Origin of the sequence: Chitinophaga sp. XS-30 (assembly GCF_008086345.1) — a bacterium.
Lineage (GTDB): Bacteria > Bacteroidota > Bacteroidia > Chitinophagales > Chitinophagaceae > Chitinophaga.
In genome coordinates, this window is sequence record NZ_CP043006.1 from 240,017 (window position 1) to 252,853 (window position 12,837).

6 protein-coding genes are annotated in these 12,837 nt (G+C 50.7%); 1 reads left to right on the forward strand and 5 read right to left on the reverse strand.

The features are described 5' to 3' along the window. Window positions 1-35 precede the first annotated feature (35 nt). From FW415_RS01005 to FW415_RS01025, 5 genes are all read right to left on the reverse strand, one after another. Window positions 36-3,275: an AsmA-like C-terminal region-containing protein gene (locus FW415_RS01005; RefSeq protein ID WP_246858874.1), complete on the reverse strand. Its 3,240-nt coding sequence runs from the start codon at window positions 3,273-3,275 to the stop codon at window positions 36-38. Window positions 3,276-3,433: 158 nt separating this feature from the next. Continuing rightward, a complete protein-coding gene (locus FW415_RS01010) occupies window positions 3,434-4,960 on the reverse strand; it encodes a DUF5689 domain-containing protein (protein ID WP_148382455.1) in 1,527 nt (508 codons plus the stop codon). 49 nt (window positions 4,961-5,009) lie between these two features. Continuing rightward, window positions 5,010-6,542, reverse strand: a complete 1,533-nt coding sequence (locus tag FW415_RS01015) for a SusD/RagB family nutrient-binding outer membrane lipoprotein (protein ID WP_148382456.1) — start codon at window positions 6,540-6,542, stop codon at window positions 5,010-5,012. Between the two features lie 11 nt (window positions 6,543-6,553). Continuing rightward, window positions 6,554-9,811, reverse strand: a complete 3,258-nt coding sequence (locus FW415_RS01020) for a SusC/RagA family TonB-linked outer membrane protein (protein ID WP_210420799.1) — start codon at window positions 9,809-9,811, stop codon at window positions 6,554-6,556. Between the two features lie 854 nt (window positions 9,812-10,665). Next, window positions 10,666-12,198 carry a hypothetical protein gene (locus FW415_RS01025; RefSeq protein ID WP_148382457.1) on the reverse strand — a complete coding sequence of 511 codons (1,533 nt, stop codon included), beginning with the start codon at window positions 12,196-12,198 and terminating at the stop codon, window positions 10,666-10,668. 170 nt (window positions 12,199-12,368) lie between these two features. Here FW415_RS01025 and FW415_RS01030 point away from each other — a divergent pair, with 170 nt between their 5' ends. Further along, window positions 12,369-12,827, forward strand: a complete 459-nt coding sequence (locus FW415_RS01030; RefSeq protein ID WP_148382458.1) for a GNAT family N-acetyltransferase — start codon at window positions 12,369-12,371, stop codon at window positions 12,825-12,827. Window positions 12,828-12,837: the final 10 nt, after the last annotated feature.

Below are 12,837 nucleotides of genomic sequence, written 5' to 3' on the forward strand. Positions count from 1 at the left end.
ACCATTTATCCCGGAGAGGGGCCACTGACAGAAAATCAGGACCGGCCCTTCGCCTTACCCAGCCCTACCTTGAAATTATCCGGTGTACCGGTGACCTTCAGGTTCATGAAACGCAGCTTTTTATCCGCATCGCGGTACTCGATCTCATCCACCTGGTCCATATCCACATCCGCCTGCTTTTTGCCGAATAATGCCCGAAAACCCACCTGTGTGACCATTTTCATGGGTATGCGCATATAATACTCCATGCTCAGATCGAGCGCCTGTTTACCGGATATTTCTATGAATCCAAGCGAGGAATTGATATTCATGGCGGGGATATTGAGCACGCCGTTGGTGAACGTGAGCACATTGCGCAGGGTATCGAACCGGACGAGGCGGAGGTTTTTGTCTTTGAAGTAGCCGGACATGGCCTGCATGGGTGCAAAATCCACGAGACTGCCGTTGTATATCGCTACATCCAGTTCCGCTTTGGAGTCATTCATCAGCGGCACCAGGTCCGGATGCACCTGTACATGGCTTTTGATATTGCCGCTCAGGCGGCCTTTGATGTTTTTATTGATCACCAGGTCCTGCCCGAAATGGTCCAGCCGGATCATCATTTTTTCCAGGTCAATATCATCTACATGAATGGCGCTGTTGAAATATATTTTTTCCGGATCGCTCCCGTTCAGGTAGCCTTTGATACCCATGGCGCCGTCCGCTACCTTCACACCGAAGGTATCTATGAAGATGTGATGGTCTTCCTGCATGCGCAGGCGCGCGGTGAGTTCTTTGAGCCGGAGCCGGTGGTATTTGAGCCTGCCGATATCCAGCCGCACATCAAAATCAGAGAACGGGATCATGAAGATGTTGAATGCTTTGGCATGCACTGAGGAATCTGCGGGCGCTTTCTTAGCGGAAGATGAAGATGGCGGCGCGGCAGCAGGGGCAAAACTGTAACTGCTCAACTGGTCGATATCCAGGAAGCGGGAACTGAGATGCAGGTAATTCGTTCTTTTCTTCATCCTTTTATCTTTGCCGGCAAACAGGCGCAGGCTGAGATCAAAATCACTGCGGCCAACGCTTCCCTTCAATGTATCCACTTTCAATATCCGGTTGGCGCCATAGATCATTTTCCCGCTGATGTTCTTCAGTTGCAGATCATGCCGTTTTACCTCGCCGGAGATATTGGCGATCTGTATCCTGGCAAACTTGAAAGCAGTATCATACCGCAGATCTGCCTTGGCGCGCAGCCATACATTGCGGGCTTCTTCCTGCTGATATTCTTCCGGGACGTATTTGCGGCTGACGGGACCAAGCAGGTCCTGCATCGCCAGGCGGCCGGATTTCAGGTCGAAGGCGATCTGTGTTCTCCCCTTTTTGAAAGATTGGAACCAGAGCTGGTAGTTATTGACCCGTCCGCTGAAACGGATATCCGACTGGTCTATCATGCCTGCAAAATTCCGGAGCAGCAGGGCAGTGTCGTTGATAGTGACCGTTGCTCCCAGGTCGTGAAAGGCATGCGGGTAGGTTTTAAAAGCAGCATTCAGTTTTTTCAGCTCAAATACACCTTTGGGCAGAGGGGCGGGATGCCGCAGCTGCTGCACGCTGGTTTTCAGGGAAAGCCCGATATTAAAGCCCCGTATCTCTTCTGTTGTCCGGGCAGCGATGGCGGTATCATAGGCAAACAATTCCTTCAGCGCAAGGGTTGAACTGCTCGCATGGAGCGCAAGCGCCACCGGTTTTTCATGGTCGTGCAAAAAGGCAACCAGGTCACTAAGCGATCCATCCACCCGCAGGTCTGACTTGCCCAGCCGCAGGCTCAGCGAGTCCAGCACAATCCTGCCGTTCCTCATTTCCGCATGAAGGTTCATATCCCGTACCGGATGCGGGTGCCCGGGGATGCGGAAAGAAAGGTCTTCCACTGTCAGTTCGCTTTGTACGCCATCTTTCAATCTGCCCAGGAACTGTTCGGGCAGATCGGGGTCCACCAGTTCCTTGAAATCCATATCAAGCTTGATCTTTCCGGTCATATGCCGGAGATCGGGGATGCCCAGGAATTCCCCGACGAATTTAAGTTCCAGCTCGGATTTGATCTGCATGAGCATCCGGGGATCGGTGAAATCGTGCATTACAAAATTGCCTTTGAATATCCCTTTCCCCGGCCGGGCATTCATATTGGTGAGATGCAGCTCCGAGGTGCGCAGCGAGTGTTCGCTGCCATTGGTATAGAAGCCGCTGAAGCCCAGCTGGTCCACTTTCCTGTCTGCTTCCGCATTCAGGAACCAGGCATCTTCACAACCGAAAGAAACGGATATGAGCGGCAGCTGTTCTTTGGAAACTTCGCCTTTGATGGTGCCATCGAAGTAGATGCGGCCATCGTACCGGAAAGGCTTCAGCGCTGCCGCGGCATCACCGGGGATGAAGGCGGTGAACAGGCTGATATCGGGCTTGTCTCCCTTGATCCGCAGATCAACGCGCGTTTTCCCGGCAAGGTCCGCCGTACCATCGATCATGAACGAAGCTTCCTGCAATTTAATACCGCCGGAGGACAGGAGCACACGCTGCAGCTTTTTATCATAGTCCGCACTGACATCCAGCTGCAATTGTTTGTGCCGGAAGAATGTGGTATCGGAGGGACTGGTGATATCAACGAGCATATCGCTTTTCAGATCAACGGACAAATGGTTGCTGTCCGTTTTAAAAGCAGTGGAAAGCCTGCTGATATCAGTGCTGTACAACTGTCCGGTGCGCTTGTCCAAAAAAGAAACGTGAATATCCTTCAACACCATTTTCCGCAGGTCTATCGCCAGTTCGCCCGATGCTTCGTTTCCGGCGGCAGTGGTATCTTCCCTGATATTTTTGGCTTCCATCAGGTTCAGCTTTCCGTTCTTTTCCTTCACCAGGTGCAGGTAGCCATCCCGCAGGAAGAGGCGTTTCACATTATACTGCTGCCGGAAAATATCCGGCAGGCTGAAACCCGCATAGAGGCGCCCTACTTCATACACCGGTTTCCCTTTCCGCTGCTTGTCCGGGTAAAAACGGACATCATGCAGGGCGATGGAGATATATGGAAAATGCCTGAACGGGGAGATATTGCTCTTTCCTATGGTCAATTCCCCTTTGAACTGTTTATTCAGTTCAGTTACAGCGAGGTTGACCAGGCGTTGCTGCTGCGTAATCAGCACGATAACAGCGGTTCCGACAAGCAACAGCACGAAAATGATCAGTGACAGCGAAATCCTGAATATCCACTTTTTGCGCATGACGATAGTTTCACGTTTATCCTTCACCGGTAAAGCTATTACTTCCGGCTGGAAATAAGGTTTAAAGACCTGTTAAACGTTTATCGGCAGCAATAAGTATTATAATTTCAAATATATGACATACTGTCAACAAAACGGGGCTGCCCAAGATGGAGCAGCCCCGGAACCGATATGGTCAGGAAATTTTATCTGAGGATGGTGGCGCCTTCGCCTTCGATCTCAATGATCTCTGATTGTTTGGTCAACAGCAGAGCGGTCTGGGTACGCGCTTTCAGCCATCTTCCGAGAGAGGGGCTGTATTCGCCTCCCAGGAAATTGAAATACCCCTGGTCTGCCGTGTTGTACGAGAGGAAGAGGGTATTGGAACCCATTCTGTAGAACGGCTGGTCTTCCAGTGTGATGGGATTTTTCACATCATACCAGTCGGTATTGGTGATGCGGTATCCCCGCGGAGGATTGGTGCTGAGGGTATAAAGGCTGCCGCCGGAGCCAACGAAGATCACATCTACCGGTCTTGTTTCCAGGTTTACGGTGGTGCCCTTGAACACCGCTACGCCGGAGGCGTTGCCGCTGTTGGCGAAAAGGCCGCCGGTTTTGGTGCCAAAACCATCGCCGTCCTGGTTAACATAGTTAAAGCTTCTGATCCAGTTGGAGCTGGCCATGCTGGTAGATCCTGATCCGTTGATCATTTTACCGGTGCCGCCTACGTAAAAGAAAGAGCCTTTGGCGGCGAAGCCGGATGTGAGATCAAACTTGAAAGTACGTCTGTCGCCTGTGCCCCAGCCGTTGACAGGGAAACCTGTGGGTTTGGAGGCATTGGCATTGTTGGTCACCACAACGGAATAGGGCGTGGCGGCGAAGTCGATATCTTCTGTGGCCATCATCTGTATGTATTCATAGTTGCCGTCACCACCTTTTACATCGCTCATGAAGCCGGTGATGATCACCGGTGTTACTTCTATTTCGGAGCTGAGCACCACCACATCATCGCCGGTACGCAGCCGGAACTGCGGAACCAGCTGATCGTCCGCACCAATGGTATTGAAAACGATGCCATAATAGTTGGCGTTGAAGGGCGCGGGGGTATTGGCGAATGAAGCGGAAGTTTCCGTATGGAGCACAAGCTCACCGAAACCATCGTTCAGCACTTTTTCGCCCGCCAGCACATCGGTAGGTGCCGGGAGCGGATTAAAGCCACCTTTCACGATAACGGACAAAGTGCTTTCATAACGTTCCGGATCAGCGAGGATAAGGTTCGCCGGAACCCTGTTCAGCGGTACGGTAATACCGGATGCAACTTTGGTTATGGCAGCAGGGGCAACGCCGGTCAGTTGAAGGATGCCGTCTATTCTTTTGAGCACAGTGCCTTCAACATCCACGATCACGGAATCGCCCGGCACATAGCTGGCGGCAGCTGCACCAATGGGAATGGATATCCCGCGAAGCTGGGATAAACGGCGGCTGTCCTGGATTACCAGCAAGCCTTCGGGCATATTGCCGCCGGAATGGTCAGAGACCACTACCCCGGTGATCTTGTTAGAGCCGAACATGTTCTCCGTGGTAAGGGTAATGTCTGAACCTTTATAAAGGTTACGGACGTCGAACATGGCGATATAGGGACTGATCCTTGCGCCCGGGTAGGCGCCTTTTTCACATCCCCACAGTACAGCGAGCGATAGTAAAAGGAAGGAATATATTGTTAACTTTTTCATGATACCATTTTTTTAAAACTGACAATTTTCTCGGAAACTGTTGTATGGTTTAAGGTCTCTGCCACCATACCTCCGTAGAGATCGCATCCGGACCCTGTGCGGCCACAACGGCTTTATAGTTGGTAGGGTTGGTGGATTGCACATATACGGGATAGGTCATCCTTGCCGGCATTACGCCATTATTCCGGAGGCCGGGGCCTTTAGGCAGCGTAGGGTGACCGGTGCGGCGGTATTCAAACCATTGCTGCAGGTCCGTCAGGAAAAGCGCGTAATATTTCTGCAGGTGGATGCGTTCCATTTTTTCCTCCAATGTCAGTTCTTCCTGCCACTGTATGTCAGCTGCGGCCAGGAATTCATCGATATTGGTGATGCCGGTGGTTACATCCGGCCATGCGGGCAGCCACAGCCTGATGCTGGCTAAAGCGCCTTCCGTGTAATGCGTTCCGGCAGCGCTGCCGATCCATCCTTTCAGCGCGGCTTCCGCCATGATGAATTTCACTTCCGCATAGTTCATCATCATTCCCGTCATGGGATCTGTCTGCAGCGATACGGCGGAGGTATTGGAATAGAAGTATGATCTTTTTTCCGGGTTCTGGCCGGGGGCGTAGCCGCTGGGGAGGCCTACATAAGCGCCTCTTGACGGTGCAATGCCCCATCTGTTGATGCTGCTTGTTCCGTACACAGGGATATCGATACGGGGATCATTCCAGTTCACCAGGTTATCGATGAAGAAACTGGCGAGGCCGGGTGAGCGGAAGTCCTGTTCCCTTACACTGATATAAGGCGAAACAAATGGCCCTACACCGGTCCACCTCAGGATGGCGGATTCATCGTTATTGGCGATGATGGGATAAGTAGATGTTCTTGTTTCCAGTATCTCTTTGATCTTTGCGATGCAGGTATCCGCTACTTCGGCTTTGCCGGACAGCCTGAGCAGCAACCTCAGATAAAGAGAGTTGCTGAACTTGCGCCAGCGGCTGATGTTACCGTTGTACACCGGATCGCTTGCCGCTACAATACCTTCATTCCGGCTCAGCAGCGTATTCGCCTGCTCCAGGTTGCTGAAGATGCCCATGTAGATATCTTTCTGCCTGTCGAATGCCGGTTCATAGATCATGCTGTCTCTCGCCTGGTTCGATTGCGAGTAGGGAAGATCTCCATAAGTATCCGTGAGTATGGAATAGATCCATGACTGGCAGACCAGGGAGATGCCCATGTACGACTGGTTCATGGTCAGGTCTTCACTGGCGATCCTGTACAGGTCCTTGAAATTGGTCAGTTCGGAATACATGCCGTTATAGAGGTAATCCGCCCAGTTGGCGCGGAAATCGTAACGGAATACCCTGCCTTCCGCATCACTCTGATCCACGGTCACCTGCATCAGCTCATTGTTGAAGTTGCGGTTCCGTATCATGTTGTAATGGAGCGTGCTCACCAGCGCCGGGGCCAGCAACTGCTGCGGCAGGGCATTGGGCGTATTGTTCAGGTCTGTATTGATCTCGGTGAAATCTTTGGTGCAGGATGAGAGCAATAAACTGATCATCGTTGCGGCACCTGTTATTTTATATAGTATCTTCTTCATGTTTATTCAAATTAGAATCCAACAACCAGGTTTACTCCGAGCGTACGGGTGGATGGGAACTGCGCGATTTCGAAGCCTTTCACGATATCCGAACCGCTGAGCGTTCCGAATTCGGGATCGAACATGGGCCATTCCGACCAGATGTGGAGATTACGGCCATATACACCAACTGTGAAACGCTGTAAACCCAGTCTTTTAACAACAGCAGAATTGAGGGAATAATCAATACGCGCTTCTCTGAACTTGATGAAATCAGTGCTGAAGGTGCTGCCTTCCGCATTATCTACACCAAAATGAGAACGGTAATATTCGTCAATATCGGTGGCGATCACATTATTCTGTACATATTTCCCGTCTGCGTCCTGGATCACGCCATTACCTATGATGCCGTTGTATCGCCCGGGCAGTGTTTTGGTAAGCTTGCCCTGTTCCGCCATTTTATAGTGCGTCAGCGAATGTCCTACTGCACCATACTGGGCATCGAACTGCAGGCTCAGGCGGAATTGCTTGTAGCGGAATTCATTGGTAAAGCCAACCCGTCCTTTGGGAATGGTATTACCCAAATAGGTAACATCCTGTGAGATAAGGGCAACACCGGTGTTGGCATCATATACCACTTGTCCGTCCGGGGCTCTTACATACCCTCTGCCGTAGAGGTCGCCCATGCTTCCGCCTACTTTCGCCACGATCTGGCCGCCGCCAACGGGGCCTGTTTGCAGCACAAGCGTACTGTCTGTCAGGTCTTCTATCCTGTTACGATTCACAGAGAACACGGCGTTCATATTCCAGGTGAAGTTCTTGCTCTTTACCGGTGTACCGTTCAGCGCCAGTTCAAGCCCCTGGTTGCTCACTTCACCGGCGTTGATCAGAATCCGGGTAAACCCTGAAGCACGATCAAGTACACGATCCAGGTGCTGATCCCTTGTTTTGCCACTATATACAGCCAGGTCAAAGCCCAGGCGGTTTTTGAGCATTTTCATCGCCAGGCCTGTTTCAAAAGTGAAGGTCCGGAGCGGGCGAAGATTCGGGTTTGCCAGTAGGGATGGGGTCTGTAACCCACCATCATACAGGCTCCCAGCAGTAGCGTAGTTATAGGCGGTACGATAGGGTATAACACCACCGCTGCCCACGCTTGACAGAGATAACCTGAGTTTGGCAAAGTTTATGGACTTGGGGAGGCTCAGCACTTCTGATGCAATGAAACTCAGATTGGCAGAGGGATAGAAGAACCCTGCATTGTCAGTACGGGCAGGTGTCGCCAATGCACTGTTCCAGTCCTGGCGGGCGGTAAGATCCATAAACAGGAAGTCTTTATACCCTGCGGAAATCAGCCCGTAGAAGCTATTGATGGCATACCTGCTTCTGTAAGGTCTGGTCTCCAGCGGCCCGGCGGCGTTGGTCATGATGTACAGACCGGGATAGGTCAGCGAGTCCGCACGGTTCTCATCCCTGTTGTAGGTATTCCGCAATATGCTACCACCACCGGTAATCGAAATATCGAAATCGCTGTTGATCTTTTTCGCGTATTTCAGCAGGAAGTCGCTGCTGGCTTCCATACTAAAAATGTTCTGTGTACGGAAGCTTCCTTTCTGCAGCTTGGAGCCTGCATCGTAGGGACGCTTCTGGGCACGCTGCTCATAGGTCATATCGACGGAAGTCCTCACCATCAGGCTTAATTCCTTTGTAAGATCGTAGGTTGCCTGAATATTGCCTGTTATGCCGTGACGGTTAGATTCATTGAGGAATTCGTAGGCGATGGCGTAAGGGTTTTCCGGGAAGGTGCTGTAGGGATATTTGATCTTGCGGCCTTCCTGCCCGTTTACCCAATAGTTCCTCAGCCAGTCGAGATCCGCATTGGGCTGCCAGAAAATATACCAGTACATGATAGACTGGTTGCCATAACCGGAACCCGGCAGGTTATCGCTCGATTTATTGGTATAGTTCACTTTGGAAGTGATCCGAAGTTTGTCATTCACTTTTGAATTGACGGACATGGAAACGGTGTTGCGTTTATACCCTGTATTGGGCATGATCCAGTTATTCTGCACATTGGTCAGGGAAAAACGTGCAGTGGTCTTGTCTGTACCGCCATCAACGCTGATGGTATTGGTAAAGGTTTCCCCCGTTTCAAAATAATTATTGACCTTGTTTTTGTAGGGTACCCAGGGCGTTCTTTCCGTACCTACTGCCTGTAACTTAGGATCGTACTGATAGAACATCTGGCCATCAAACCTGGGGCCATAAGCGGAGCTGGTACCGCTGGTGCTGCTGCCATCCGGACCAGCACCATAGGAATAATAGGCTGCGCCATCCAGCCCCTGACCGTATTCGAACTGAAGGTCAGGCCAGCGGTTCACTTCTTCTATTGAAGCATTGGAATTGATGGTCACGCCAAGGCCTTTCCTTTTGGAACTGCCGGATTTTGTGGTAATGATGATCGCGCCGTTCGCACCACGTTGGCCATATAATGCGGCGGCCCCAGGGCCTTTCAGCACCGTTATGGTTTCAATATCTTCCGGGTTGATATCATTCATACCACTGCCGTAGTCAGCCGGCATGTTATCACTGCCGGTACCGTAAGTGGCTTCGCCCCCGTTGCCTGTGCGGCGGGCGCTACCCTGATTAATAACGATTCCATCCACCACGATCAGCGCTTCATTGTCACCCGTGAGGTTGTTCTCCCCACGCAGGATGATCTTGTTGGAGCCGGTGGGGCCTGCATTTGACCGCAGCATATTGAGGCCGGCCACTTTTCCCGAGAGGGCATCCGTCCAGTTGCTGGAAAGAGCGTCAGTCAGCTGTTCGCCTTTTACTACGGTAGTCGCGTATCCCAATGCTTTTTCCTCGCGTTTGATACCAAGTGCCGTTACCACCACTTCGTCCAGCGCTTTCGGGTCGGGAGTGAGCTGCAGGTCAAAAACCTGCGTTTTGTCAATCGTTATTTCACGGGGAATATAACCCAGGAAAGAAAATATCAGTACGGCGCCGGAGGAAGGGAGCGTGAGCATATAATTCCCGTCTTTATCAGTGACGGCGCCCTTGTTGCTGTTCTTCGCTTTGATGTTCACACCGATCAGCGGATCGCCGTTTTCATCGGTCACCTTGCCCCTTACCACAATATCTTCATAATGGCGGGAGGGTATTACCAGGTTCCCTGTTCTTTTGTTTTCAGGTGTTGAAGCATCCGGGTGCTTCCATACCGTTTTTGCAGCGGTCATGCTGTAAGCACACAACTGCAGGCCGGTGATAAGTAGGAAAAAATGTTTCATGCAACAAGAGTTGTTAATGTAATAACGATCTGCGATAACAGATTTAAACAGATTTCAGTGATAAGTTTATTATATATGAATTCCCCCCAATTAATGTACTATACTGATAGAAGGCGCAAATGTAGATGCGCAATATGAACTTTATGTTAAGCGATTATTATGTTTCAGATAATTTGATTTTTGTTTAAAAACCGTTCAGTACGGGAAAGGATTTCTCCTTTCGCTGCATGGAGACAGCAAATCAGCACCATACCCGGGAGGCATCTGCATAAAGCGCAACTAACATTCACGGCAATACGAATTTTCAAACACTCGTTCGGCGGCGATGCAACACTAATTTTTCATGTCATTGACGATTTTGGTTATTTCTTCTAAAAAGCCTTACCATCGGCGTTACAGGGATAACGCAGCCGGACCGGCACAACGACCAACCTGGAATATTGAATACTGTAATAAAAGGATGCCGGTGATGCCACCGATAGCCTGTCCGAAAAATCCTGACTAATGATGCAACCGGTTTGTGCGCCGGAGAATCGTGGAACTTATTATCATTGGCTCATCAAAAAAGGGACAATGCTAAAGTAGAGAAAAAACTAAATTTAACAAAATTTAATTATAATTAACTTTTTTCAATAAATATGAAACTATATGAAACTTCCGCATTTTTGTGCCGGAGAGGAGTTGGGAGGAAGTTTGCAACGACCGTCCACAGGCTATTTCAAAGGAATGTAGCGCTTGTTTCAAATGGCATATCCTCAATATTAAATGTAATATAATGAAAGAAATCAAAAGTTGGGTAAAAAAAATTCGTCCGGCCCTTTCAGCACCGGATCTTGTAGCATGACCAACATGCTTTAACGGTTCCTGCGTGCCTGCAGTTGGGCCAGGTAGAGCGATGCAGGCGTTAAACCGGGCGTATTCTGCCCCTCCCATTCCCCATCGGGCCGGTCTTTCAGGCGACCTTCATATTTTTCGCCTTTGAGTCCGATGCAATAATTGCTGCCGGAGGCCCAGGGATTCTGGATAGCGGCGCGCTTTACGGTGCAATTCCAGATGACCTGGGTAACGCCGGCCCAACCGTGCCCGCTGCCCCAATTACCACGGTCCTGCACATTGATCTCTCCGTCTGTAATAATATTATCATACAACGTACCACTGGCCCAGCGGTGGTGCGGGCCAATGTCGGCATGCGTACGCCTGGCGCTACAATGCACAAATACATTGGGACCGCAGGTAACTGCGCCGGTCACAAAATCATGCCGCCCGTCCGTGGCATGGCAATTCATAAAAAGATTCAGCTGCCCGTCGTTATTAAAAGAATAACGGCGACTGCCGGTGATGATAGACTTATGCTCAAAGCAATTACTGTTCAGCACGGAGATGTTCCTGGCGGTACGTTGCAGGTTGACACAGGCAAAACCGAAATAGCGTGCCGTTACATGCTGCACCCAGCCATGGGCTATCTTTCCAAAGGAAACAGCCGTCCAGGCATGATTCTCGGAAGTATTCCTGTCATAAGCCGATTCACAATAAAGATGCTCTACGCCTACGTGACCGATACGGCCTTCGAAAGTGTACCGGTACAGTTCCCCGCCGCCGTACTTCGCATCCATTGCTATAACTACCGGATTGTCGATATACACTCTCTTGCCTTCAATGCGGGTGATGGTCCTTTCATAACGCAGATCATACTGCTCCGGCTGCCACTGCTTTGTACCGGGGCGTTCCGCTATCCGGTCCATCTGCAGCGCGGAGATCCATTCCACGGTACCGGGCCTCAAAACGATCACGGGGTCTCCCACCCTGAAGTGACGGGCATCTTCCACAAGAAAGGAAGTAGCGCCAACAGGAACATATTCATCGGTGATCTTTACGCGGGTCCCCCGCTCTTCCGCGATCTGCCCCTGCCCTGCCACCTGTATCAGTGAAACCTGCGTATCTGCGGTGGACAGCAGCCTTGTACCGGAGCTATCATCGCCTTCGCCACGCAGCACAATGCCGTTGGTCCCTATCCGGATGCTTCCTGGGATCATATAAGTACCTTTCTTCAGCAGCAATGTGCCACGGAAACCGTGCTGATCGGGCGTACGCATGGCCACCTCATCAATAGCCGCCTGTATATGATCCTGATCGTTACCCGTGCCGGTTGGCGATATCTCCTTCACCACCGGCACTACGGGCAAAGGCTCGTCACCGGAACGATATCCCACCCGGCTGAAATCCGGGATGGTGTTTCCCTTTTCATCGGGAATGTATTCCAGGGTGCGGGGGCCTTTAACCTTGATAAAGCGGCTTTCCCACGACTGTTCACGCGGAACAAAGAAAAGGAACGACCCGGCGCAGATCATCAAAGCGGGCAGGATGGAATTTCTCAAGGCGTTCTTCATAAAAAATATTGCTATGGTCTTGCGTTGTGCTACACAATATATCAAATATGGCGATGATTATTTCAGTCGTTGTCCCGGGCAACAACAGTATCGGCGGCAACAGCCATTCCCCCCTTGCGCTTTTTAGCTATATTTACGGCACATTAGCATGCATCAAAATCGCAGACATCATGGAGGAAATCATCATCAGAAAAGCCATGCCGGAAGACCTGCCGGTATTATTGCTGGCAGAACAAGAACTGATCAATGCAGAACGGCCATTCGACCCCACCCTCGTGCCGGGAGAATTTTACTACTACGATCTTGAGGAGATGATAGAAAGTGAAGACGCGGAAGTATTGATCGCCACATGGGATGGGCTCTTTGCGGGCTGTGGACATGCCTCGATACGCCCCGGCAAGCCTTACAACAATTTCGACAGGCAGGCTTTCCTGGGTTTTATGTATGTGGTGCCGGAGCATCGCGGCAAAGATATTATCCAGCGTATTATCGGGGAATTGAAGAAATGGACGGAGAAAAAGGGCCTTGACGAAATAAGACTGCAGGTATATGCGGATAACATCGCTGCCATCAAAGCATACGAGAAAGTAGGCTTTGAAAAGCTGCTGATAGATATGAGATTGAAATAAGCGGGTTAAT

Coding starts and splice junctions, on each gene's coding strand:
- FW415_RS01010 (WP_148382455.1), bottom strand. CDS start 4,960: ATGAAAAAGTTAACAATATATTCCTTCCTTTTACTATCGCTCGCTGTA.
- FW415_RS01015 (WP_148382456.1), bottom strand. CDS start 6,542: ATGAAGAAGATACTATATAAAATAACAGGTGCCGCAACGATGATCAGT.
- FW415_RS01020 (WP_210420799.1), bottom strand. CDS start 9,811: ATGAAACATTTTTTCCTACTTATCACCGGCCTGCAGTTGTGTGCTTAC.
- FW415_RS01030 (WP_148382458.1), top strand. CDS start 12,369: ATGGAGGAAATCATCATCAGAAAAGCCATGCCGGAAGACCTGCCGGTA.
- FW415_RS01025 (WP_148382457.1), bottom strand. CDS start 12,198: ATGAAGAACGCCTTGAGAAATTCCATCCTGCCCGCTTTGATGATCTGC.